Annotated in this window: 25 protein-coding genes; 13 read left to right on the top strand and 12 right to left on the bottom strand. The window is 41.2% G+C overall.

Going from position 1 to position 26,194, the window contains the following annotated elements; genetic code table 11:
• Positions 1-478 precede the first annotated feature (478 nt).
• The 9 genes from H344_RS22125 to H344_RS0111910 all read right to left on the bottom strand — a co-directional run bounded on the left by H344_RS22125 (position 479) and on the right by H344_RS0111910 (position 11,339).
• A complete protein-coding gene (locus tag H344_RS22125; RefSeq protein WP_084148793.1) occupies positions 479-688 on the bottom strand; it encodes a GDCCVxC domain-containing (seleno)protein in 210 nt (69 codons plus the stop codon).
• Positions 688-1,296 carry a mercuric transport protein MerTP gene (gene merTP / locus H344_RS0111875; protein ID WP_026810528.1) on the bottom strand — a complete coding sequence of 203 codons (609 nt, stop codon included), beginning with the start codon at positions 1,294-1,296 and terminating at the stop codon, positions 688-690. Before merTP ends, H344_RS22125 begins: the two co-directional genes overlap by 1 nt.
• Position 1,297: 1 nt before the next feature.
• On the bottom strand, positions 1,298-1,669 hold the full coding sequence (locus tag H344_RS0111880) for an ArsR/SmtB family transcription factor (RefSeq protein ID WP_026810529.1): 372 nt from the start codon (positions 1,667-1,669) through the stop codon (positions 1,298-1,300).
• A gap of 484 nt (positions 1,670-2,153) precedes the next feature.
• Positions 2,154-4,142 (bottom strand): heavy metal translocating P-type ATPase, encoded by a 1,989-nt coding sequence (locus tag H344_RS0111885; RefSeq protein WP_026810530.1) that lies wholly within the window; start codon positions 4,140-4,142, stop codon positions 2,154-2,156.
• A gap of 162 nt (positions 4,143-4,304) precedes the next feature.
• Positions 4,305-4,721, bottom strand: coding sequence for a Fur family transcriptional regulator (locus H344_RS0111890; RefSeq protein ID WP_026810531.1), 417 nt, complete (start codon positions 4,719-4,721; stop codon positions 4,305-4,307).
• A 4-nt stretch (positions 4,722-4,725) separates the two neighbouring features.
• Positions 4,726-5,064 (bottom strand): P-II family nitrogen regulator, encoded by a 339-nt coding sequence (locus H344_RS0111895; protein ID WP_026810532.1) that lies wholly within the window; start codon positions 5,062-5,064, stop codon positions 4,726-4,728.
• A 114-nt stretch (positions 5,065-5,178) separates the two neighbouring features.
• A complete protein-coding gene (locus H344_RS0111900; protein ID WP_026810533.1) occupies positions 5,179-6,393 on the bottom strand; it encodes an efflux RND transporter periplasmic adaptor subunit in 1,215 nt (404 codons plus the stop codon).
• 21 nt (positions 6,394-6,414) lie between these two features.
• A complete protein-coding gene (locus H344_RS0111905; protein ID WP_026810534.1) occupies positions 6,415-10,830 on the bottom strand; it encodes a CusA/CzcA family heavy metal efflux RND transporter in 4,416 nt (1,471 codons plus the stop codon).
• Positions 10,831-10,946: 116 nt separating this feature from the next.
• The gene (locus H344_RS0111910; protein WP_240484978.1) at positions 10,947-11,339 is read right to left on the bottom strand and encodes a hypothetical protein; all 393 of its coding nucleotides are present in this window, start codon (positions 11,337-11,339) and stop codon (positions 10,947-10,949) included.
• Positions 11,340-12,188: 849 nt separating this feature from the next.
• Between H344_RS0111910 and H344_RS0111920 the strand changes: the two genes are divergently transcribed.
• Genes H344_RS0111920 through H344_RS0111980 form a run of 13 tightly spaced genes read left to right on the top strand, consistent with a single transcriptional unit; the run spans position 12,189 to position 24,628 of the window.
• Positions 12,189-12,884 carry a ParA family protein gene (locus H344_RS0111920; RefSeq protein WP_026810536.1) on the top strand — a complete coding sequence of 232 codons (696 nt, stop codon included), beginning with the start codon at positions 12,189-12,191 and terminating at the stop codon, positions 12,882-12,884.
• Entirely contained in the window at positions 12,884-13,324 is a 441-nt protein-coding gene (locus H344_RS0111925; protein ID WP_026810537.1) for a hypothetical protein, read from the top strand. The genes H344_RS0111920 and H344_RS0111925 overlap by 1 nt, the downstream gene beginning before the upstream one ends.
• Before the next feature lie 10 nt (positions 13,325-13,334).
• On the top strand, positions 13,335-13,685 hold the full coding sequence (locus tag H344_RS0111930) for a hypothetical protein (RefSeq protein WP_157378252.1): 351 nt from the start codon (positions 13,335-13,337) through the stop codon (positions 13,683-13,685).
• Entirely contained in the window at positions 13,618-13,977 is a 360-nt protein-coding gene (locus H344_RS0111935; protein ID WP_157378254.1) for a TrbC/VirB2 family protein, read from the top strand. The genes H344_RS0111930 and H344_RS0111935 overlap by 68 nt, the downstream gene beginning before the upstream one ends.
• An 11-nt stretch (positions 13,978-13,988) precedes the next feature.
• Positions 13,989-14,312 (top strand): DUF4133 domain-containing protein, encoded by a 324-nt coding sequence (locus H344_RS0111940; RefSeq protein WP_026810540.1) that lies wholly within the window; start codon positions 13,989-13,991, stop codon positions 14,310-14,312.
• A complete protein-coding gene (locus tag H344_RS0111945) occupies positions 14,297-16,849 on the top strand; it encodes a TraG family conjugative transposon ATPase (RefSeq protein ID WP_026810541.1) in 2,553 nt (850 codons plus the stop codon). The genes H344_RS0111940 and H344_RS0111945 overlap by 16 nt, the downstream gene beginning before the upstream one ends.
• Positions 16,846-17,469, top strand: a complete 624-nt coding sequence (locus tag H344_RS0111950) for a hypothetical protein (protein WP_026810542.1) — start codon at positions 16,846-16,848, stop codon at positions 17,467-17,469. The genes H344_RS0111945 and H344_RS0111950 overlap by 4 nt, the downstream gene beginning before the upstream one ends.
• A gap of 1 nt (position 17,470) precedes the next feature.
• Positions 17,471-18,382, top strand: a complete 912-nt coding sequence (locus H344_RS0111955) for a hypothetical protein (protein WP_026810543.1) — start codon at positions 17,471-17,473, stop codon at positions 18,380-18,382.
• Between the two features lie 46 nt (positions 18,383-18,428).
• Complete coding sequence (locus H344_RS0111960; protein WP_026810544.1) at positions 18,429-19,049, top strand: hypothetical protein; 621 nt, start codon at positions 18,429-18,431, stop codon at positions 19,047-19,049.
• 8 nt (positions 19,050-19,057) lie between these two features.
• Positions 19,058-20,074, top strand: a complete 1,017-nt coding sequence (gene traM / locus H344_RS0111965; protein ID WP_084148795.1) for a conjugative transposon protein TraM — start codon at positions 19,058-19,060, stop codon at positions 20,072-20,074.
• On the top strand, positions 20,071-21,036 hold the full coding sequence (locus H344_RS0111970; protein ID WP_026810546.1) for a DUF4138 domain-containing protein: 966 nt from the start codon (positions 20,071-20,073) through the stop codon (positions 21,034-21,036). Before traM ends, H344_RS0111970 begins: the two co-directional genes overlap by 4 nt.
• A 2-nt stretch (positions 21,037-21,038) precedes the next feature.
• The gene (locus tag H344_RS21070; RefSeq protein ID WP_051254287.1) at positions 21,039-21,578 is read left to right on the top strand and encodes a conjugal transfer protein TraO; all 540 of its coding nucleotides are present in this window, start codon (positions 21,039-21,041) and stop codon (positions 21,576-21,578) included.
• Between the two features lie 11 nt (positions 21,579-21,589).
• Complete coding sequence (locus H344_RS0111980) at positions 21,590-24,628, top strand: TraQ conjugal transfer family protein (RefSeq protein ID WP_026810548.1); 3,039 nt, start codon at positions 21,590-21,592, stop codon at positions 24,626-24,628.
• A gap of 5 nt (positions 24,629-24,633) precedes the next feature.
• Here H344_RS0111980 and H344_RS0111985 read toward each other — a convergent pair whose 3' ends face one another.
• From H344_RS0111985 to H344_RS0111995, 3 genes are all read right to left on the bottom strand, one after another.
• Positions 24,634-25,119, bottom strand: a complete 486-nt coding sequence (locus tag H344_RS0111985; protein ID WP_026810549.1) for a hypothetical protein — start codon at positions 25,117-25,119, stop codon at positions 24,634-24,636.
• Between the two features lie 268 nt (positions 25,120-25,387).
• Positions 25,388-25,660 (bottom strand): hypothetical protein, encoded by a 273-nt coding sequence (locus tag H344_RS0111990; RefSeq protein WP_026810550.1) that lies wholly within the window; start codon positions 25,658-25,660, stop codon positions 25,388-25,390.
• Positions 25,661-25,663: 3 nt separating this feature from the next.
• The gene (locus tag H344_RS0111995; RefSeq protein WP_026810551.1) at positions 25,664-25,933 is read right to left on the bottom strand and encodes a helix-turn-helix domain-containing protein; all 270 of its coding nucleotides are present in this window, start codon (positions 25,931-25,933) and stop codon (positions 25,664-25,666) included.
• Positions 25,934-26,194: the final 261 nt, after the last annotated feature.

A 26,194-nucleotide genomic window follows, 5' to 3' on the forward strand; every position in this document is an offset into this window, starting at 1 on the left:
AGAAGTAGGAGTTTTGCGTTGCGCAAAACATAACTTGCTATCCGTTAAAAACGGATAATCCTATATAAATATAACACATCAAAACACAACCTAAAAGACTTATTTACAGTATCTTACACGTCAAACCAATTAAGGGTAATTAAAGACCAATATAGACCAGCACTGGTTCTTAATGGTCTTTAATTCATTTGAAAAAATAGTAGAAAACGATAAAAATAGGTCGAATTCATAGCGAGGGAGAAAAAGGGCAAGGGGTTTTTCACCCTTGTGCTTTGGTGCGGCCCCGAGGCGTTCGGGCAAGAGTGCTGACGAAAACGTCCCCTAACCGATTATTGGAAATATGGGGAGGGACAAGAATAGGTTCGGAAGGTTGGTCCGATGGCCGCAGGGCGATGGCATATCTTATAAAGTTAATTTCTACAGAAAGTCTAAATAAATGTGAGATTTTAAGGGAGAAGCGTTAGATTAGTTTCCTTAGCTAATTACAGCAACCAGCCCCTTCCTGAACGGGAGGACATTCTACCGAACCATATGAACAGTAGACACAACAATCGCCTTCTATTGGCTTTAGCAATGTTTTACAACTTTCACACTCATAGAAGAACTGGCAGGCAGTGGTAGGCATCTTCTCAGTTGCTTGATGACCGCACTTAGGGCAGGTGATTGTGGATTCTAACTTTATTTCCATTATTTAATTATTTTGTATCCTGAGCTCAGGATGGCGGTTTCTATTTCTTCAAGGTTCACCTTGGTTTCATCATATTTTACGATTGTATTTGCTGATTCATAATCTGCCTTAACATGAAGTATTCCATCAAGATTGCTAACTTCACTTTCAATATGTGCTTCGCAACCTTCACAGGTCATTCCTTCTATGGTTACTCTTATTTCTTTAACGTTCGACTGATCCGTGTATAAGATTTCATTCCTAGAGTCTGAACTGAAATAAAAAATATGGGAATAGGATGGAAATGCCAACATCAATCCCGCAAATACCGTAATTATAAATAGGAAGGATTTGGATTGCCAAAAAGATGGTTTTGCATCATCCTCACAGGCACAGGCGATTTCCTCCTGTGTTTTTGGTCGAAGTTTCTGATACCAGGCAAAAACCAATACGACGATTGTTAGGCCGATTAGATAAGGCCGATACGGTTCCACCCAAGAAAAGGTGGATACAATGCCGCTTGTTCCTGCCATCAATGCCAGAACTGGGGTGATACAACAGATTGATGCGGCTATGGCCGTAAATATTCCAGCGTAAACTACCCTGTTCGAAGTTTTTCCAGTTTCCATATTATGCTACTTTTCGATTGCTGTCAATTGTTGAGAGGGCCTTATTCAACACGGTCGTATTTTCCTTGACCAAAGAGTAATAAAGGGTTTGGCCATCACGCCTCATTCGGATGACCCCTGCATCTTTCAGCTTACGGATATGCTGGGAAACCGCAGGAGCGCTCATCCCAAGTATATCCGCAATATCACAAGGGCAAAGCTCCTCTTCCGTATTCAAAAGAAAAAGGATTTTCAAGCGCACCTCACTGCCCGCCAATGCAAATATTTTGCTTATCTCCTGAAAACTGGAGGATGAGCTTTGTATGGTTTCTTTACATCTGGAAAGCTGCTTATGGTCAGCCTCTTTACGGGTACAGGATATTTCTAGTTTCATATGTAGCAATTTATTACTTTTTAACGGTGATTCTAGGGCTTGCCGCCAGAACGACCCTTTCGGGCTGGCGCTCAGCACCGATACGCGAACTCGCTCTTTTCTTAGTAAGGCTTTAGTCGGGAAATAAAATATATCCTTACGTAATTAAGCAAATACTTAAATAATTTATTTATAAAGATAGATTTTGCTCAGTAACTAGGCTGGATATCGCTAACTAATATAGTTTCGACCAATGAACTTTTACACTGTAACTATTTATTTTACGAAGGCATTAATAGTTTTTTTCAACTCATTGTTATTCAGCTAAAAAAAAGGTGATAAAAGCTAAAAGCAGCCTCATTAAAGAATATGGCAAGAACACGGATGAAGATCGTTATTATGGTTACAACACCTAATATTTAAACTTTTTTAGCGCTGGTATTTAAAGCAGTTTTTCCATTGGTATTCTTTACTCTTCTATACCTTCGATTTTGTGTTACATTCTTTAATTCCACTTCATATTCTGTAGCCTAACAGCATTCAATATTGCCAATAAGGCCACTCCCACATCCGCAAAAACTGCCTCCCACATCGTTGCAACGCCACCAGCACCCAAAATCAGGACCACTGCTTTCACCCCAAATGCCAGACCAATGTTTTGCCAAACTATACGACGTGTGGAACGGCCAATTCTAACAGCTTTTGCAAATTTACTGGGTTGGTCCGTTTGAATAATAACGTCTGCTGTCTCAATGGCTACATCACTGCCCAATCCGCCCATTGCAACACCTACATCACTTGCGGCTAATACCGGCGCATCATTTATACCATCCCCTATAAAGGCCAACCTATTATTGTTTGCAGACATCAATTTTTCAACTTCGTTCAATTTATCTTCCGGAAGCAGACCACCTTTTGCCCAATCCATACCCAATTCTTTGGCGACTTGTTGGGTAATGGAATCCTTGTCCCCTGAAAGCATTATGATTTTTGAAATTCCTGACGCTTTAATTTGTTCAATGGCCTGGTGCGCATCTTCCTTCAACTCGTCCGCAATGGTTACATATCCTGCCAATTTCCCTTCAATGGAAACCATTACGATCGACTCTACAATATTGTCGGTCTCAACGGGCACTTCCAAATTGTTAGAGGTCATCAATGCTTTATTTCCGACCAAAACTGTTTTACCGTTTACTGTTCCTTTCAATCCTTTTCCTGCTATTTCACTTACTTCGGAAGCTTGAAAAGTGTCGCCATCAGCTTTATACTCCATAATGGCCCTGGCAATGGGATGGGTGGATTGTTCTTCCATCGCCATTAGGTATTTCATCATTTCGGCTTCCTGCCCGTCCGGCAGGCGGGCGCTCAACGCCCCATTGCTTATAACGACATCTTTGATTTTAAAGACACCCTTGGTCACGGTACCGGTCTTGTCCATCACTACGGTGGTTACCTTTGTCATTTCATCTAAAAAGGATGCCCCTTTAAAAAGGATCCCATTCTTTGAAGCTGCCCCCAATCCGCCAAAATAGCCCAACGGGATCGAGATTACCAGGGCACAGGGACAAGAAATAACCAAGAAGATCAAGGCCCGGTATAGCCAGTCCTGAAATATATACTCATCAACGAAGAGGTAGGGCAAAAAAGTCAATGCAACTGCCAAGTATACCACGATAGGGGTATAGATCCTTGCAAATTTTCTGATAAACAATTCGGTTTTTGATTTACGTGCGGTGGCATTTTGGACCATATCGAGGATTCGGGCAATCGAACTATCCTTAAATTCTTTGGTGGTCTCGATTTCAATTACGCCATCTAGGTTGATGCTTCCCGCAAATACTTTTTCGCCCTTCACTATCGTATCGGGTTTGCTTTCCCCTGTTAATGCTGCTGTATTGAATGAACCTTTTTCAGAAAGTAAAATACCGTCCAAAGGGATTTTTTCGCCAACGCGTACCTGTACTTTTTCGCCGATAGCTACGGATTCCGGACTTACCGAAATGTAATCGTTATTCCGATATACCCGAGCTTCATTGGGCCGTACGTCGAGCAAGGCTTTTATATTGCCTTTGGCACGATTGACCGCCGCATTTTGGAAGAGCTCGCCAACCGCATAAAAAAGCATTACTGCCACAGCTTCAGGATATTCACCAATGGCGAATGCACCCATGGTGGCAATGGACATCAATAAAAACTCCGTAAAGAAATCGCCATTTATAATGCTGTTCCACCCTTCCCTTATCACAGGAAGACCTACGGGAAGATATGCTGCAACATACCATACGATCCGAATCCAACTCTGAAAAAATTGGGCGTCAAAATAATCCCATCCTATACCCACAATCAAAAATACAAAACTGAAAATTGCCGGCAGATAGGTTTTAAGTTTTCCTGGGCTTTCTGGGCTGCTGTGGTTTTGACCACCTACATCTAAATGTTCGCCTTGATGTTCCTGGGTAGTAAGATCTCGAAGATTTTGTTTTTTCTTGCTCATATCACTCTTTTTATTCCATTATAAGTTTTACCGTAGCTAGGCCCGTTCCTTATATTATAAATCAAAATACAATACCTTGGACGTGGTAAATAATTTGGTTGCTCTATCCTAATTACAATATTTCATCAATTAAGTGAAATATAGGATGCAATGGAAGTGCATTTACTGGCCATTACATTTATCGCAAATGCCCTTTACCACCAAATTCACATTCTCTGCCTTAAAACCTTCGGGCAAATTGATATGTGGGATTTTATGCGCTGTTAGGCAAACTGTTTCATTACAATTTGCACAATGAAAATGCAAGTGTAGATCAGTATCCACGTCACAATTGCAATTCTCTTCACAAATAGCATATTTGGTACTACCGGTACCATCATCTATTTGATGGGCGACACCATTTTCCACAAAGGTTTTTAAGGTCCGGTACAATGTTGTCCTATCCGAATTATGAAAGTGCGCTTCAATATTGACCAAACTGACCGTTACTTTTTTGTTTAGGAGATATTGTAGGACCAACAAGCGCATTGCAGTGGGCTTTACGTTATTATTCTCCAGTATTTGCTCTAAATCAGACATTTTGTTATAAATCAAAGCGTTTTAAAGAATCTCCTGTTTTTATCTGAAAGGCATCCACTATATCCGTTATATAGATATTCCCGTCCCCAGGTTCTTCCGTTCTTCCGTTTTTTAAAATTATTTCAATTGCCCACTGGGCTTCCCCATTCTGGCAGACCAATTCCAGCTTTACCACTGGACTATCGGTAATGTAAAAATCCAATGAGGGCCTGGCTCCTTTAGCCTTAAAGGCTCCTGTGCCCTCGGCCTGCGATAAGGTCATACTTTTAAACCCATTGTCGGTCAGCGCTTCAATAATTCTTTGTATCCTGTTTGGTTTTACAAATGCTTTTATTTCTTTCATAGTATGCATCTTTAAAATGATAATCGATTTAGAGCCGATCCTGCTTTTTGGTTTTCAACCAACTAATGAAGACAATCCACAAACCCGGAACCAAAATCGTTGTTTGTTATTGGATTAATGGTCGTGATCCAGTTCGTCCTTGACCATTTCCGAGGATAGGTTATAGGCTCCGTTTATCACGACTTTGGCATCCTTTGAAACTTCAGCGGGAAGATGGACCTCTACAAACCCTAAATCAGTAACGCCGACCGACACGCGTATCATTTTAAATTTCAATTTGTTCGCTTCCAATTTTTTATCTTCATCCAAAATAAAAATAAAGGAATGCTCCCCTTCTTTTATAACGGCAGCTTCCGGTACGGCAAATCCCTTTTTCTCGCCCTGCACTATGCGCCCCTGCACGTACATACCCGGCAATAGGTTTTTATCCTTGTTTTCTATATCTGCCAGAACTTCCAAAGCTTTTGGGTCGGTATTAAAGGTCTGTCCTATAGAGCGAACGGATGCCTTAAACAATTCATTTGGACGTGAAGTGGTTGAAAAATGTATCTGTTGCCCTTTTTCGATTTGCCTTATGTCCTTCTCATATACCTTCAGATTGACATAAATCATCGAGTTGTCGCTTATCGAGAACATTCTGGATTGTGGTGCCACATAATCCCCAAGGCTAATTAGTACTTGATCCACGTAGCCACTTATGGGCGCGGTAATGGGAGCCGCGGAATATATTTGGCCTTCAGCCACTTTGTCGGGATTAATGCCCAACAGTTTTAACTGGGATCCCAAACCATTGACACTGGAGGAGGTTGAACGATATTTTGACTGCGCCATCTGAAATTCCTTTCCTGAGGACACGCCTTTTTTATAAAGGATCTGCTTGCGTTCAAAATCCTGTTTCAAAAAGACCAGTTCGTCTATTTTCTCCTGATACTCCTGTTGCATTGCAATGATATCCGGGTGTTCTATATATGCCAATACCTGACCTTTATTTACGTTATCGCCTGGTATTACTTTTATAGAACTCACATTTCCACCAATAAACGGACTAATGTTCGCCTTGTCCTGTGGAAAAAGCTCCAGCGTTCCCGTAACCTTTATGTTGTTCCCTAAATTCCGTTCCTCCAAAGTTCTCATTTCCAAACCAATGGTTTCGGCCTGTTGCTTTGTGATTTCGACAACGCCTTCTTTCTTAGCCTGGTCTTCTTTGGCCTTCGCCAGTTCCGTAGCGGAACCTTTCTCCTTATTACCGGACTCTGAACCTACTTTAGTATTACAACCTATCAATAAAGAGGTTACAAAAACTAAACTAATTATAGATATATATTTCATTATTATTTGCTTCATTTTGAATTATAGATTGCCCAATTGATATTGCATATCGATGGTCTGCTGGTTAAACTGGTTTATGTATTGTAAATGGTTTTGTTTGATTCGGATGGCACTGTTGAGAATCGTTATGTAAGTGATATAGTCTATTTCACCTTCTTTTGACGCCAATTGTGCTGTGGTAATTTGTTCCTCTGCTAAAAGCAATGCGCCTTCTTGGTAATATTGCAATATCTTTCTAGTTTTCTCAAGGGATTTTAGCAATTGCGCCACCCTGCTTTCGGTTGTTGCCTTTTGCTCCAAATACTGATTCTCCGCTACCAATGCGTCTGCCTTGGCTGCCTTGACCCTTGATTTCTGTGGAAAAAACCATAGCGGAATGCTAATACCGGCCTGATAGGTGTTGAAGCCTGACACTGCATCCACAACCTGATTGCCATACGATAAACTGAATTTTGGTAGGAATTGTGATTTCTCGACACCCACGTTTGCTTTACTTACCTCGGCGTTTTGCAACGCATATTGCAATAATGGGTTATTGACCACCGAAGTGGAATCCATTGTCGCCATAAAATCCAATGTTTTGTATGGTTCATTTATGGTTTCAATGGATTCATCGGTTCCCAAATATTGTTTTAAGGCGCGTTTGGCAATTTCAATATCATCAAAAGCTTGTTGTCTTAATACCTGGATCTGTTGAAATTCGGAAGCGGCTGAAATAAATTCCAACTTACCTGTTTCCCCCGTATCATACCGAAGTTGGGCAGCGGTCTTAAAGCTGGCATAGATACTGTCCAATTGGTCTGCAAAACGCAACCGTGCTTTGTAATAATTAATCTGGTCATAGGCCTGCATCACATTTCGCACCAACTGTTGTTCACTGGCCACATAAAACTTTTCTCCCAAGGCAATACGCTCTTTGTAAAACTTCGATCTTGAAAATCCGGAAAGCAAATCAATGTTGCCTTGTTGCACACCAATAGTTGTCTGAATTCCGGGGAGATTATTTCCATATTCTTCTTTGCCAGTGAAAACTTGGGTGCTACCAAAGTCAAAGCTGCTGCCTTTCATTGCCTGTTCGCGTTCTATAAAAGCTTGGCTCTCTTTAAGCGATGGGTAATTCTGTTTTGCCATAGCAATGGCCTCCTCTACAGTCAAGGTCCTTGGAATTGTACCTTCTTGATCGGTGTCTTGGGCAAATGCAGTTCCAGAAGCCATCAAACCGCCAACCATCAAGAATACGGTTACAATGTTCGTTGATTTGCTGACATAGCTTACACCTCCATCGGTATTGTCTCGTTCCTTTCTCGATTCCAGCCAATAATAAAGAATAGGTAAAACCACCAAGGTCAGAAATGTTGCCGTAAGCATTCCTCCAATGACTACCGTTGCCAATGGTCGCTGTACTTCTGCCCCACCAGAGGTGGAAACCGCCATTGGGATAAAACCCATGATTGTTGTAATGGCAGTCAATAAGATTGGTCGTAAACGTTCGTGCGTAGCTTCGTAAATACGCTTCTTTAAATTGGTCATTCCACTATCTTTTAATTCATTGAGTTTGTTTATGAGGATTAGTCCGTTTAACACGGCAACCCCAAAGAGAACAATAAACCCGACTCCCGCCGAAATACTGAAAGGCATTCCACGAATCAACAAAACGAAAACCCCACCAATGGCCGCCAAAGGCACTGCCATATAGATCATCAAGGCCTGTGAAAACGAATTCAAAGCAAAATAAAGTAGAACAAATATTGTCAGTAGAACGATTGGCACTACTATCATCAATCGGTCTGATGCACGTTGAAGGTTTTCAAATGAACCTCCATAGGTAACGTAATAACCTGGTGGCAGTTCAACTTCCATTTCCAGTTTTTGCTGAATTTCCTCGACCATCGATTTCACATCGCGTCCACGGACATTTACACCCACAGAGATACGACGAGAGGTGTTGTCCCTTGAAATCTGCATCGGCCCGGATTTATAGCTGATATCCGCCACTTCCTTTAGGGGCAATTGAGCACCGTTCGGTAGGTCTATATAAAGATTTTTAAGACTATTGATGTCTTGCCTAAATTCCTCAGCCAACAGGATGACCACATCAAAGCGCTTTTCACCTTCAAAGATCACACCTGCCTTTTCGCCTGCAAAGGCGGCACTTACATAACCATTTAGTTTGTTTACGGTTACACCGTATTGTGCCATTTTTGCGCGGTTATACACCACCGTCATTTGTGGTAGCCCGCTTGTAGCCTCTACGTTAAGGTCTGCTGCACCCGGAACTTTTCGGATGACCGCGGCGATTTCCTGTACCTTGTCTGCCAATACATTCAAATCTTCTCCATATAATTTGATGGCCACGTCCTCACGGATCCCGGTAAGCAGTTCATTAAAACGAAGCTCTACAGGCTGAGTGAACACGAAATTAACGCCAGGTACAACGGCAATTTTTTCTTGAATCTTTTCTATGAGTTCCTCTTTACTGTCTGCGGATGTCCATTTACTCTTGTCCTTTTCAAGAATAATGTAACTATCGGCAATATCCATGGGCATTGGGTCTGTGGGGATCTCGGCCACACCAATTCTTGAAACGACCGTTTTTACTTCCGGAAATTCATTAATCAGATTCTGAAGTTTTTCTGAGGCCTCAATGGATTCAGTGAGACTGCTTCCAGGTTTTATCAAGGCCTGAAAGGCTATATCCCCCTCATCAAATTTTGGGATAAATTCTGCTCCCATATTACTGAAAAGAAATCCTGCAATCAAGAATAGCACAACCGCGCCTATAACGACTCCTGCTTTAAAGCGAAGAGAAAAATTCAATATGGGCAAATAGGCTCGATTCAAAGCACCCATAATTTTATTACTGATTCTATCAATCTTATTTTCAAATTTAGCAAACCAACTATTTTGGTTTTTGGCAGGTTTTAAAAATAATGACGACATCACTGGAACGTAGGTAAGACAAAGGATAATTGCGCCTAAAACGGCAAAACCAAATGTAAACGCCATTGGTCGGAACATTTTCCCTTCCACACCGGTCAAAAACAGAATAGGTGTAAAAACAATAAGAACAATTAGTTGACCGAAGAAGGCAGAATTCATCATTTTACTTGAAGAGTCATAGGCGATTTCATCCATCTCGGATTGTCCTATGATAGTATTGGATTTTTTCATCCGTTGATGAATGTGAAAAACCGTTCCTTCCACGATAATCACCGCGCCATCTACAATAATTCCGAAATCTATTGCTCCCAAGGACATTAAATTCGCCCAAATGCCAAATTGTTTCATCAAAATAAATGCAAATAATAAGCATAAGGGAATTATCGAAGCAGCAATCAATCCACCACGAAAGCTTCCCAAAAGAAGTACCAAAACGAATATGACGATAAGCGCCCCTTCAATTAGATTTGTTTTTACGGTACTTGTAGTTCTCTCAATAAGCTCGCTTTGGCTTAAAAACGTATCGATATAAACGCCTTCAGGCAAGGATTTTTGAATTTCCGTTATACGCTTTTCAACATTGTCTATAACGGTGCTCGGACTTTCGCCTTTCAGCATTAATATTTGTCCACCCACAGATTCGTGGCCATCCTGTGTAAAAGCACCATAACGCACTTGACTGCCATATCCAACCTTTTCAGCCACATCTCGGATTAGAATAGGGTTACCATTTTGTGTAGTGACCACTGTATTTTCCAAATCTGAAATGCTACGCGCCAAGCCTTCGCCACGTATAAAATTGGCCTGATGGTTTTTTTCAATATACGCCCCTCCCGTGTTTGCGTTATTATCGCTTAATGCTTCAAAGACCTGGCTCATAGTAAGTCCAAAGCTTTTAAGTTTATCGGGGTTTAGAGCAACCTCATATTGTTTTACATAACCACCAAAAGCGTTTACTTCCACAACTCCAGGGACTAATGCCATTTGCCGTTTAACGATCCAATCCTGAATGGTACGAAGATCTGTTGCATCGTATTTTTCTTCATACCCTTCTTTTACTTTTAGGGTGTATTGGTAGATTTCGCCCAGACCTGTGGTTATGGGTGCCATAAATGGCGTACCAAAACCTTCAGGAATTTCTCCCTTCACTTCGGCTAATTTTTCTTGTACCAATTGCCGGGGAAGGTAGGTCCCTGCTTGATCTTTAAAGACAATGGTTACTACGGACAGACCAAACCGAGAGATCGAACGCAGCTCGATAACGTCAGGAAGATTGGCCATTGCCAATTCTACGGGAAAGGTTACAAATTGTTCAATGTCCTCAGTTCCCAAATTGGGAGCAGCTGTAATCACTTGAACTTGATTGTTGGTAATATCGGGCACAGAACCCAAGTTTATAGTGGCCATAGACCAAATACCGGTACCGACAAGCACTACTATAAAGAGCCCAATAATAAATTTATTGTTAATGGAAAATGAAATGATCTTGTTAATCATAAATAAGTATTAATTCAATTGAAAACTTACGATGCGAACAGGTGCAGCGTATTTATATGGCGATGCCCATTTTGAGAAACATCACGTTAGGATATAGCTATCCTTAAAAAATTGAATTATACTTGAGGGGGTTGGAAAAGGGATTCCAGGTATCGGGAAGTGAAGTCTACGTCATGTAAGTTAAACCGATTTTTCCCTTCAAACTTTAGTCGATTGGTCAAAGCCGGGTTGTTGTTTGCAATAATTAACACTAAATGACAACATTGATTATGGGAATGAATTGGTGCATTCTCCTTATCTTGGTTATTATGATGCCCTTTATTTTTTGCATCCTTGTCAATGTAATCTTCAACTACATATTCAAAGAATGAGTCACCATAAACTTTATGATCTTGATAATGGGAAAGAATACTTGAAATTTTATCAAATGTTTCACAAATGTCCATATCTACGCTAATTCCCTGAAAAAGGAATAAAATAGACATTGATATTGAAACGAGTGTTCTCATAAAGTTTTACAAATTTACGGATTAATGAGTGCAACTCAATTGCAAAGGGAGGAATATCCTAGCCCCCTAGAATGTCCGTTTTGTAGTACTGTTCAGATGTCATCTGATAAGTTCTATTTCCTGTTCCATTTATTATTCTTTTTAGTAGTTCCTGCTTAAATCCCATTTTTCGTAATAAGAAAAGTGTATTTAAACTTCTCTTTTATTTAATAGAAATCGACTACTTTTTCGATACTCAAAATAAGCATAGTTTATTTTTCCCGCATCTTTTATTAGTTTACACTCTTAACCTTTAAATGCCCAAGATGGTTTTTTGAATAAGTAAGAGTTAGTTTCAAAACACAAAAATTGGATTTAGAAGTTGATGCGCTATTAAAAGCGAAGGTTCTTTTTAAGAATATTTTCTCTGATTACATTTCAGGAGAAATTTTAAGCACCTACATTAATTGCCTAGTGATCTATAAGTAGCAACTGCTGGCGCCACAAAAAGAACCTTACACCTAAAATCTTATGGATTAAACAATTAAATATTTATATTTAGATATCACGATATACAAATATCCAGATATCAACATATTTAGATATCACGATATACAGATATCCAGATATCCAGATATCAACATACTCAGATATCACGATATACAGATATCCAGATATCAACATATTCAGATATCACGATATACAGATATCCAAATATCAACATATTCAGATATCACGATATATAGATATCCAGATATCGGCATATTCGGATGTGTACCAAGGTTCCTATATTTATAGGAAAATAATCTCCCCCAAAAAACATAGTTAAAGGAATTCAATCTACGCAAGACCTGTTATAAGACTTATATTTTGGAAACAAGAATAATCAGTATCGTTGGGGAGAAAGGAGGAATAGGGAAAACCACCTTAAACTTAATCCTTGCTTCCAATTTTTATTATGCCCATGGAAAGAAAGTGGTCCTCTTGGATGGGGACGATCCACAGTATTCCATCTATCAGAAAAGGCAGCGCGAACTTAGCCTCCTGGCTGAAACGGCTGCCAAGGGATTGGACCTCTATCCCATTGAGCGGGTAACGGTGGACACCCTAAGGGATACCATTTTAAAATATTATGGTCTGGTAGATTATATTATTTTGGATCTACCGGGAAGCCTAAATGTAGAAATGGTAAAAGGCCTATTATATGTTGAACATATTTTTATTCCCTGTAGTCACGATGAATTGGAAATAGACAGTACCTCTAATTTTTACTTTACCTTAAAAAGCAATTTTCTGGAAAATGATCAGCGGGTCTTAAAAAGCGTACACCTATTTTTCAACAAATACCAGTTGATACGTAAAAACAAGTTTACCGTACTACGGCAACAATTTCTAAACGCTGGTATCCCCATGATGGAAAGTGTGGTCAAGGATAAAACAATCTATAAGGAACAATACCGCAATACCCTACAAGCCATCCCGGAAAATAAGGAAGAAGGTGTTTTGGGCATCAAGAGCTTCCTAAGGGAAGTAGCGCACTTATCAAATCTAAAAACACAAACGTAATGGGAAAAAAGAAAAAAGTCAGCACCATGGACCTGCTCCAGCAATTAGCCGATAAAAACCAAGAAACCAATAGCACCTTAAAACAACTCCGGCGAGACCGATTGGAAAACAAGCCTACCGGAAGTTCAGCTACCGAAGGTAGAACGGATTCCGCAACAGATCCACAAGGGAAGCAACCTCCAACAAAAATCACAAAAAACAACCGAAGGTCTAAAAATCAGCTAGAGTTACTGCTGCAAGTGGACACAACCAAGGGTGAAAATGAACGCATCTTATTGGCAATTGACAAGGACTGCGCCATGAGGTTCGAAAAAATAGCGCTCGGGATCTCTTATAAAATGGGAATCAAAACTTCCAGAAACGATCTTATCCGTAAAGTCCTATTGGACTATACGAATAAAAATTACGATAAATTGATTGCACTTATCGAACACCATTAATAGTAACGAAGTGAGCATAACTTGGTACATATTCATCGCGCTTTCCCTACTCTGGTATGGGTATCTCATTTGGTTATTCGTGATAAAAAATGACGATACCTCAAAAAAACAGCTAAAAAATATTGATAATTTGCATATAAATAGTAAATTAGTATATAATTCAGAAAATGATCCTACTAATGTAGATGCTGTACTCAACCAATTACACGAAGCGGAGGACGCTTCAGAACTATTGGAAGCATTTAGAAAAGGGTCATTGGAAGAAGATTCGAATTCCTTAACTCACAGAAAGCATGAAAAACTCACCATCATCCGCACCAGGAAGTCCGCCGGGAAATCCCCGCCGGATTCCAAAACTTGAAATCTATCTTTTCTTACTAGTCTACCTTCTGATAATCATGAGCTCGTATGGCCAATTCGACCAGCTCCTGCTGGAGGCACAGGATTTCAAAAACGACTCAAAAACCCTTTCCAAAGAAATTGTCGATATCATAAAGATCATTGCAGGAGTGGCCATTGCCATTACGGGCTTGACCTATCTCTACATCCGGGACCAGCAAACCGATTTGGCCAATAAATTGGGAAAGATCATCATCGGCATCGCCATATTCTTTGCCTTGATTGCCATCGGGGAGGAAATCGCCAATATTTAAATTCCTTCACCATGAGCAATTCTCACCTACCTATTAGGAAAGGCCTGCAAAAAGAAGCCTCTTTTTGGGGACTCAAAGCCAGGTACATCTATTACTTCGTATATCTCTCAGTTGCCGCCATTGTACATGGACTGCTGCTGTCCCTATTTCTCCCCACATTCCTCGCCATGCTAATTTCCGCTGCCCTTATGGGGTTCGCTTTCCTAATCATCCTTTTTTACTCCCGCACCTATGGTGCCAACGGTTTTATCAAAAAAGTGGCGGATACCTCCAGGCCCAGTGCAATCAAACTAGTCCATAACTTTAAAAGTCTACTACTATGGAAAAACAACTAGCACTTTGGGATGTATTCCCCATTTACGGTTATGAACGACAAGCATTGATAGCTAAGGAAAAAGGCTGCGTGACCATTCCATTACAGCTCACCCTCCCAGAGGTATTTACCCTGGATGCCCAAGATTATAATACACTCCATAGCCTGTTCACCAATATCCTGACCATCTTGGGCCCCAACAGGCTTGTACATAAACAGGACCTTTTTTTCCAAGAGAACTACTCGCCTATTTCAGAAAGGCTGCAGGGGGATTTGATGGAAAGGGCAAATGAGAACCATTTTACCAACCGTCCATTTTTGGTGGGTACCCATTACCTGTACCTCAGTATGGTGCCAGAAAATTACCTAAAGTTCAATCCTAAAAGGGTCAATGCTTTTTTAGATAAAGACAGGGAGTTTTACCTTACCAATCCCATTCCAATGGAGTTTTTGGACACGAAGGTTATGATGGACTTTGAAGCCCAGGTCCAGGAGGTAAACAAGCTTATCAATTCCTCCGAATTGATGAAATCGCGCATTCTGAACTACGACGATCTCTTTTCCCAAAATGGACTATATGCCAAGTACTTTGGACTTAGCACACAAAACCTCTCGTTGAAAGATATCGATTTTAAAGGGAACGACCTTCGGGTCGGCAACAAACGCGGAACGTTTTATACCCTTGAAAACCTGGACCAATTTAGCAAGGACCATGTCAGCACCTATGAATTCTATGGCAAATTTACCTCCAAAGAGCAGCCCTTCCCCATTGGCAACCTTTTCCCATTGGGTTTCAAGATTCCCCATGAACATATCATCAATCAATACCTCTATATACCCGACCAGGACAAGGTCTTGTCCGGATTTCGCAAAAAGGCCCGAAATCTCAGGCGATTTAGCAATGGCAGAAAAGATGATCGCAATACCATTTATTCGGATCAGATCTATGACTATACCAAGGCTTGTATAGAGAACCATCAGGGAACGGTCTTTTACCATCTTAATGTCTTGGGCATCGAGGGGCATAGGTCACGACCCAATGACCTTCATACCAGCCTATCGGGAGCCTTCAAAAAATTAAGGATACACCCCAAACACAATACCATAGACAGAAAGAATTTGTTCTTTGCCGGGGTTGCCGGGAACGCCATTGGGATCTCTGCGGATATGTATGTTCCCATGCCGATGGAAATGGCCGCTTCCCTACTCTATTTTGAAGGCGGATACAGGGATGCAACAAGGGCCGTAAACGGCCTGAAGTTGGTCGACCGGATTACGGGCCAACCACTCTCGGTTTCCGTTTACCGAGAGCCGGAAAGAAAGAACTGGATATTCAATCGCGGGATGTTGGTCGCCTCAGGGTCCGGTGGCGGAAAATCCTACTTTACCAATCACTATTTGGCCTCGGAACTGCGACAAGGCGCAGAGGTCATTATCATGGAAGATGGCAACTCCTACGATCGGTTGATCGAAGTCTTCGACGGGCGCACCCTACAGCACCAGGACACCGATCCATTTACCTTCAACCCCTTTGTTTTGGACAGTTATGATTATGTGGAGACCAAGGGTAAAGGCAAGGTGCTTATAGAGAGTAAGCGCACCTACCTTATAACCTTATTGAAACTTATCACGGGCACCCAGGATAATGTAGGGAAACCGGAAGTTATAAATACGGTACTGGAATATTTAATTACTTCCTATTACCAATGGATGTGGCAAAATAAGAAGGGAGATTACAAATTTGATACCTTTTTCGATTTCTGTGCAAGTCATCTAAAGACCTATGTTGCATCGAAAAAAATTCCAAAGGACAAATTCGATCCCCATGTATTCATCTTTCTATTGGAGAAATACTATGGCAACAATGCTAGGGGAGATCTGTTAAACAAAGTGGATGACCGAATCTCTAAATTGGGCCATGAAAAATTGGTGTACTTCAAGTTGGGAAAACTGATCGACAACGAGCTGTTGTTCCCCATTACCGCACTGATGATCATGGAGGTCTTCACCAAGAAGATGCACGATCCCTCTAAATTGTCCATCAATAAAATATTGGCGGTGGATGAAGCCTGGAAAGCGTTGGCAAAACCAGCATTGGCGCATTACTTTAACAGTCAATCCAGAATGGCTAGAAAATTGGGCGGACAACCGATCTTCATTTCACAAAAGGTTGATGACTTTACCGCTTCGGACATCATAAAAAATGCTATTGTAGTAAACTCCCACATCAAGGTCTTTTTGGATATGCGCGATTTTGCGCAATCCTTCGGTACCATACAAGCGCTTCTAGGCTTGGGAGAAAAACAAAAACAATTGATCCTGTCTTTGAATAAAGATTTGCCAAAGGACAGAAACTATCGCGAGGTTGCCATTTGCTGGATGGACAAAATAAAGGTCTATGGGGTAGAAACCTCCATGGAGGAGAAATGTATCTATGAAACCAATCCCACGGAGAGTGATCGGATCAAGGCCTTACACCAAAAAAACCATGGCAACTGGGAGCTAACGGCCAAGGCATATGCCCAGGAGGTCAATACACGGAAAACCATCGCACCATGAAACGGACACTAACTTTTTGGAGCCTGCTGGTACATCTAGCCCTTTCTTCTCAGATTCCCGTGACGGATGTGGCCACCAACGCCAGTATTGGGATGTCCAATAGTCAGCTAATGAATATCAACACCCAGTTGCAAGCGGTAAACACCAAATTGTCCCGATTGATCAACCTCATGGAAAAAAACAATAAGGAAGCCATAAAGTCCAGTAACATCCTAAAGGAAGAACTTGAAGCCAAGAAAACCGCCCCTAATTATGTAAAGCTCTCAACGGACGTCAATAGGGCCGTCGATTTAAAATCTAAAATCCTAGAAGCCTATCACAGTTCCAAACAGACTGTTACCGCACTGGAGTTTTTAAACAAAGAGGAAACCGACGAATTCTTAAGCTACACCACCAACGCACTAGTGGAGACCGGCAGTCTAATTAAGCAATGTAGTGACATCCTTCACACCAAAGCCATCATCTTGCCCGAAGAGCGCTTAAAGATGGTTTCAGGGATCAATCGAAAGCTGGAGGGAATCCTCGATAATTTGATTGCCTACTACCATAAGCTATCCCAGATTAACTCCCTACGAAAAGCACGGCGCACCTTGATCAACCTAAACATAAAACAGCCATGATATGAACCCTACCACTAAAGGAATACGAGAATCGGTCAACGAACTTTTCGACCAGTACATTTTGGATGCCTACGAATTGGTAGCGCCCATGCTAGAGATAGGTCAGGTTTTTGCCTGCATCGGTATTAGCATCGTCGGACTCCTTACCTTGTTGAACAAGGACAAAAGAGCCAACCTATTCTCCTATTTGAATTGGGTACCCCTTGCCTTTGTGTTATTTAATTACCGGGCCCTTACACTGACCATCCTGGAGTTCTACCAAAGCATTGGCATGTCGTTAAGGGCGAATGACATATCCTGGGACGTGCTCCATATCAAGATACTGGTTGCCCAAACAAAATCCATGGCAGATTATGGGGTCTCCTACCTGCTGCTGCAGGGAGATCCAGAGGCCCTGCAGGCGTTGATACTGGGAGCCATCACCTCTGGGGTTACGGCGGTAGCTTCCGTTATATCCGCAGTGGTTTTCATTGGGATAAAGGCCATGTCGGTCGTATATCTATTCGTACTTATCATATTCGGGCCCTTGAATATTGGGTTGTCGTTCATCCCTATCTTCTCGGGAATGTGGAAGGCCTGGTTACAGAAATTCATGAGCGTGTGCCTGTGGATCCCGATGCTCTACCTGATCGATAATTTTATGCTCCATGTGCTAGATAAATTGATCACCTCTCTATTATCTACAGAAGAAGCCAACTTAGGCTTGGTACTTACCAGCGGCCTACTAATGCTGATGAACGTATTTGTCTATTTAAAAGCCCCCAACCTAGCAAATTTTATAGTTCAGGGAATGAATATAAGTGCCAATCACCTAAAAGACCGAACCAAGCACTATGTCAAAAAAGTAGCACAGACCACTGTTGATGCGAAAACGGGCGGAGCTACAAAAGGGGTAAGAACCCTAATACAATAACCCGTTCAACGATGAAATTTCAGTTTGAGCGAAATCAAAAATACAAATGGACGATAAATATAAGATTTTCAACGATTTAAATAGGGTTACTGCTAGGAGCAACCAGGTGATATGTGTATCTTTAATTATAGTATTTGTCACCACTCTCCTCAATATCTTTTACACCTACAAGACAAGCGAAAACGCGAAAAACAATTTCTACCTGCTCGATAATGGCCAGAAATTGGCTACCGTGAGGATTAAGGACTACAGACGGGCGATGGACATATTATGTGAAGGACACCTTACCAACTTTCACCAGTTGTTTTTTGCCATGGAACCTGATCTACGACATATAAAAAGAAATATTGAAACCAAGGCGCTCTATATGGCAGATCACTCGGTTCAACGACTGTACAATCGTCTGATCGACCAAAACTATTACGAAGATATCGCCAAGAGCGGCTACTCGATAGAGGTGGAGACAGATTCTATGCAAGTGGACTATTCCAGGTATCCTTATGCCTTTAAATACTATGGGAAACAACGGATATTAAAAAGTGGGAATACGGAATACCGAAGCCTGGTCAGCCAGGGGTATTTGATGGAGACCGGCGCTACCAGTAATAATTTAAATGGATTAAAGATCACAAAATTCGATGTCTTAAAAAATCGGGATTTACAATAAACCAACCTATGAACCGCAACATGGAGAAATTCAACCTTTGGTTAAAACGGCATAAGCTATTTGCTTTTACCGCTCCTATCATCGTATTTCTTGCGGTATTCTTTGTCATGTCCAGTATCAGCTCCAACCATAGGGAACTACCCTCACAAAGCCCATCAGGGGGCTATAATAACAGCCTACCCGACCACGACCAGGAGCTCAATGTTTCCGGACCAAACGACATCTATAAAAAATCCAGGTTAGACTCCCTGAATCAGTTAAGACCACCAGGCCAATTTAAAAACTTGGAACAGGGAAAAACCGAGAACGACTCCTTGGAACGAATCTTAGAGGAGCTTCAAAATTTTTCATTTGGTGAAAGAAAGGAGGGGCGTCGGGAAAATAACCATCCCACCTCCCCTTCAGCATCCTCCCTTAAAAAAGATAGTCCAAAAGTTTCCGAGGCCCAAAAAAAGTTGGCCTATAGAAATATGCTCCTTCAGGCAAGGGAACAGCGCTTGACCCGTAATCAGGATTATTCTGCCCCCTATATGGAATCTACAACCACAAACCATGCCGCCAGTCCCTTATTCAAAGCAGCAGTCTACCGCGACCAGTTTATTTTACCTGGAAACCGGGTCACCCTAATTTTAAGGGAGGACATTCAGGTCAACGGTAAGCCCTTCCCTAAGAATACGTTTGTTTATGCCACCGCAAATATCCAAGGATCAAGAATACTGCTGGAAGTATCCAACCTGGCCAACATACCAATAGCCTTAACGGCCATTGATCAGGAAGATGGCATGGTGGGGCTACACAACGAACGCGCAGGTCAATTGCTACAGGAATTCAAAGCGGACGTTCAGCATCAAGGTATTGAGGAACTATCCAATACCGTAGGAGAAGCCACCGACCTTCCTATGGCACAGCACCTTATCCGTTCTTTCGGCAATTTCTTTCAAAAGAAAAAATACAAGCAACGGGACAAAATACTTTTGGTAAATGGGGACCGTGTATTGCTAACACCAAAACAACGTACACAATGAGAAAAGTTTGGATTCTCTTATCGGCCCTTTTCGCAAGTTGTACGTTACCTGCCCAAGCATATAGCGATACCTTAGAAATATCGAAGCACTTTAAAACGATTCTGATTTTCCCGGAGAATATTGCTGAAAGTAGCATCGGGAACGATTTTGGCTTTATCGTGGATTTACCAAAGCCCGAGGGTGGGAAATATAGTGGACGAATCGTTAAGCTTTCTTACGATGAACTCGCCACCGAAAATAAAGGAACCACCAATTACTTGGTGATCACCGACTCGGGGAAGGTCTATGATTTTATAATAAAACTTGTACCCGTTCCCCAGCAGACTACCTGGTTCATTGATAGAAAAATAGCTGTCGCCAATATTGGCAACAAGCCTGTATTGGAGCGGAAAGCCAAGGAAAAGCCATTTTCCAAAAGTGATGTGGAAATCCAAAGGAAAAGGATCGGGCCGATGGAGAACACGCCTGCTGAATCAAAAATCAGTGAGGGTATAATAGCGACTTCAATAGATTTGTATCAAACTGACCCTATGGAATATATTAGGCTAAGATGCTATTACATGCAATTCGACAAACCGAAGATCAGACGGTATTTTTCCAGATCGGGCAATGTGTTTATTTGGCTTAAAGGAGTCTACTACAATCAGGACGAGCTTTACTTCCAGTACCGTATCGAAAACAAGGAGGGAGTGGATATGGACATCAATTTTATTAAGCATCAAATAGCCACCAACTATAAAAATAGCAGTAGCAATCAGAAAATTGAACTGGCACCAATTTATACGTATAAACAGCCAAAAAGGGTGGCGGCAAAAAGTGAGAATAACTTTGTGGTGGTTTTTAAAAAGTTTGCTTTGGACGAAAAAAAAGAAGTGATGGTTGAATTGGACGAGGAAAATGGCAATCGCAATTTCTCCTTACGCATTGGCCATGAAATCATTAATAATCCCATACATTTTTAATTATGAGGTATCACATTTCCATCCTAGTCCTTTTTATCTCCACCTTGATGTTCTCACAAGGCAGCAATTATGCTTCCTCTATTGGTCTTAGCGGAGGCTATGCCGAGGACGGTTATGGGGTAAAGGGCACCTTTAATTATCACCTGAACCGAAATCAATATGCACAACTGAGCATATTTGCTGCCATAGCCGAAGACAAAGGGTCCTTTAATATTCCTTACAATATATTCACCGTACAGCCCGGCTACTTCCTAAAAGTATGGGAACAAAAGAACTTTAAACGCTATGCCGTAAATCTCGGAGGAGGGGGCCTTTTCGGGTATGAAATCATCAATAACGGTAACAGCACCTTATCCAACGGGGCTATTTTAGATGCCAAGAGCCAATTTATTTATGGCGTGTTTTTGGGGTTCGAAGGGGAGGTAACCTTGAACAATGATTTTTCCCTTCTGGTGAAAGCCAATGAGTATTACCATATCAACAGTGACGTCGGTCAATTCTATCCCTATGCTGGTTTAGGGATACGGTATTTCCTATTCTAAAACCTGATAAGATGAAAAAAATTGATTCAAACACCCATATCAGCATTGGTCTGCTACTTGCACTTCTAATCCTTATTTTTTCCTGTAGCAAGGATTTTGAATCGCTGGTGCTCGATAGTTTCGATTTTTCCTTTACCGGAGAGCATCCTACGGAAACCTATCTATTTGAAAATACCAGGACCTCCTTCACCTTAACACCGGAAAAAGAAATTTCCACGATAGCCTATTTTATAAAATACCTGCCCAGCAACAAGAAAGGGTATTTTACCACTTTAGAGGGAGATACCATTCGACCTCACGACACCTTGCAGGTAAAAACACGGCAATGGAACTACAATTATGTCGCCATTGATACCGGAACGCACCAAGTAAGATTTATGGCTTGGGATACCAACGCAAATAAAAAAGAACTCAGCTTGGCCTACAGGGCCCACTATGCCAGTTTTAGTTTTTTATTGAACAAAGGGGTAAACGAGTTTATCATAAATTCCAAAAACCCGATCAATGCCACCTTATTACGAGACAAGGAAACATTGGATCCCAACAATAAGAACGATTTTGAGATTACCTATCAAATCCAGAACGGAACTGGAAAACTTTATATAGACGACCAAGCTTTTGATGCTGGAACGCCCTTTTTCCTACCTAAGGGAATAACGGAACTGCGGTATCTTCCTGAAACCTTGGGGGAGCATAAACTTAGTTTAACAGCCACAGCACCGGATGGGGCCACCAAAACTGAAGAATTGTTGTTTACGGTAGTCAACCTGGATTTTACCATTAACACCACCGCAGCTTCCACCGTAGTGGAATTGGACACGAATCTGGCCATCGCCGTAGACCTTAACACCCAGGACGAGGAATCCAAGGTAAACTATGAAATAACGCATTCTTTCTCCGCTACCAGTGAAGGAGCTGGTACCGTAAGGGACCAAAATGGAGGTGTTATGGAGCCAGGTCAGTATAGGGCGATTATACCCGGCTCCTATAATTATACCTTTACGAGCAAGGAATTGGGGAACCGAATGATCTATTTTTCGGTAAGGGATTCCAATGCACAAACCAAAAGGGATAGTGTAGCGATCGAAGTAGCGAATATTCCCTTTTCGTTCACTGGAAATTCGGGGAGTAACTCCGTATTTATTAACGAGCGCACCCAATTGAACTTCAATTTAAAATCGAACGGAAATACGGAAATCATTCAATATAGCCTATCGCATCAGCTACTGGAAGGCAACGGAAGGGTTGAAAAAGGTGACGGCACCCTTTTGCAAAACTCAAAAGAGTATGAGGTAGAGATAGGCGACTTTTCATTATTCTACTATCCAGAATCCCTAGGCTCCCACCAAATTGCATTTATGGTAACCGATAATTACGGTCAGGAAGTGGGTCCTGTAGTGATCGATCTGGAAACCAAACAGAACGATTTCACCTTAACTATTACCCCCTCAAAAACTTCGGAATTCGTCAACACCCCCATCAACACCATTATCGATGTCGATGAAATTCCAGAAGGAACCAACGATATGTACGAGGCCTTTTATTCATCAGGGAAAAATAGTTCGCTCCAGGTGAACGGGACTACTTACGAACCAGGAGAAAAATTCCAATTGGGCCCCAATAATAATAACGTGGTTTACATTGGAGCGGAACCTGGCCAACACAATCTGGTGATTAGCGTAGAGTCTGGTGCGAATGTCACCCATACTGCCAGTACCGTGATCGACTATAAACAAATAGACTTCCTTTTTACTGCGGGGAGCCAGAAATCGGATATTTCCGTAGGAGAAACAACCTCCTTAAACTTTAATATTTCCGAGAACGTGGGTACGTCCAATTATAAGATGCGTTACAGCCTAAATGGAAATGCCTTGATAAAGGACGAGAATGGTATTCAGGTAAGCGCAGGAAACATTTATGAGGTGCCTAAAGGTAATTTCAATTGGAGTTTGGAGGGGACCGATGAAAGCAATGTAGAATTGGTCTTCTATGTCCAAAACGATACTGGCTTGGAAAAATCCGCTGCAATCACCGTTGCGGTAACACCCAAGGATTATAATTTCTCGGCAAATGCGACGCAGTCCAAAACGTATACCGAAACCCCTGTGCCTGTAAACTTCAATATCTCCGAAATAGGTATTGGAGGGGATAGTTATACCATGTATTTTTCTTCTGGGAACAATAACGGGACCTTTGAATATAATGGAAATACATATTCGGCAGGCGAGAGTTTTAGCGTCCCTACTGGTTCGTTCCAAGGGATGTACACTGGGCTGACGGAAGACACCCATCAAGTCGCTTTTACCGTACGGTCTTCTTCCCAAGTAGAAAAAACCGCCAACGTTTCCATCGAAATTGAAAAATACGAGGAGTTCTTTGATCTAACCGTAAGCCAGTCGACCCAAGATAAATTTGAAGATCAACCATTTTTGATCAATGTGGTCACCAATGCACCTGCTGGACATGATTCTGAGGTAACCTATGAAATGACGTTCCAGTTCTCGGGAATGAACGGAGGATATATCAACCATCGAGGGATCATCTATAAGGAAGGTGAAGTGATACCGTTGGAATATGGATCGGTAGCCATGCAATTTTACCCAGAAATCGATGATAGTTTCACCATAAATTTCCGGGTCGAGAATTCAACGGGAATCTCACAAACCACCAGTGAATCCATAGAAATGTTGAAAAAACCGACCGTAGCGGTTAAGGGTGAAAAACACAATATCAGTTGTGGAGGACTTAACGGCTGTGACTACGTGATCCGAATTTACACCTGTTTTGCCGCCAATTGTTCCGAGGCCTATAATGGAGCAACATTACAACAGGTAGAGGTACGTGTTTACAATAGAAAAGATAAGCGTTGGGACACCATGTTATTCAATTATAATGACGCCAAGGGATCTGGTGTAGAACGTTATTTTGAACTTGAGGAGGAGCCTAAGGAGAGTAAACTAAGATACCTTGACCAAGACTATGAGATACGCGTACAAGACAGTAATGGTCAATGGAGTGACGTCATAAGAGGAACAATTGTAAGGGTTTAAAGCAACTAGCTTTTCTTAAAAGTTATAGTCACTAAGACATCTGTGCCGCCAAGGTTGTCTTGAGTTTCTACTACTAATTTGTCCTTTTCAAATTTCATGATTTTCATCTCTCTACGAGAACCAAAAACAATACGATTATTATTGATAAGTTGATAGGTATCGGATTCAATTGTGGTAAAGGCTTGATTCCCCTCACATGCCAATCCATTTTCATTTATACTGAAAGATCCATCCTCCCCCTCACCTCTTTCGGCAAAAAATGTTAGGTTATCCTTTATACATTGTTTAATTTCCTGAGTGTTGAATAAGTCTATATTCGATGTCCCATCACCATTGATATCCACCGCTCTATCGGTCATAATAGCCGTATATTCCCACTGTCCTAACAAGGCCTTGGCCTTATCACTTTCTGAAACATCGGCGTCATCTTTATTGCATGAGAATATTAAGATTAAGGGGAAAACATAGAAAATTACTGATTTTAATTTCATAACTACCTGTATTAGACCACTATAAATATAAACATTCTGATTATAAAACCCGTAAATAAAAAAATGCCTTATCGATTCTAGCGGTGGGAGATTAAAGGCAAATAGCACTTTTTCAGTGCTGTTTGCTTTTATGCGCGGTTTCGAGGAGGTTGACAACTAAGAACGAAACTCGACCAAAGGATATGGACGTAGTCCGTAAGTTTGGAAGAAGTGTAGTCGCAAGCTTTTCAACTTCCGCAGAAATATGGGAAAGAATGATTAAATCCGCTTATAGGGATTGGTTCCACCCCTTTTCCTCTCCATTGCTTGGATCAAAATTCCTTCCTGGTTCTTGACCAACAGATTGGTCATAGCTATTGCCCTTGGCTTTTCGAAATTCGTCATTGAATTCAGCCATTCCCGCTTGTAGTGCCTTTAGGTTACCGTCTTCTGAAACTAGCCCCTTGAACATTGGGGTGGATAAATTGAGTTCTTTGGCCAATTCATATCCCAGATTAAAGGCCTGCAAATAATCCCTATCTACTTTTATTTCTTCTTTCATCCTTTAAAATGTTTCGCGTGCGTGATTTTCTATAAATTCATGAAGGGATTCCCTATCGTACAGAATAGTTCTTGGTTGGGGTTGAGAGAACCTGATCTTACCCTCATCCCTTAATCTCTGTAAGGTAGAGGCAGATTTAATATTAAGTATGGACAAAGCCTCCTCCCCATCTATCCATTTGGAAGGTTTATCTTTCCTAGTGGCCTCAATATGTTCTACTACCTTATCAAATAAGGCGTAAAACGCTTCTTCTTGAAGACATACGACTTGCATGAAATTAAATTTTAATATTATATAACTGGACGTATTTAAAGGGGACTTTTATTACCTATAAGATACGAATTATGTGAGTTCCATTCAAGTCTTTTTAGTCTAAATGTCAGTCAATTGGATGAGTTACATAAAATACTATTCACCTTGGAATAAATTATCCCCAGCAATAATTACTTAAAAAATAAAGCTTTATAGTTTTCACTTGCACTGGGAATAAAACAATACTTATAAATAGATCAAGTATTTAGTCATAAACCTAAA

Source organism: Arenibacter latericius DSM 15913 (assembly GCF_000424985.1).
Classification (GTDB): domain Bacteria; phylum Bacteroidota; class Bacteroidia; order Flavobacteriales; family Flavobacteriaceae; genus Arenibacter; species Arenibacter latericius.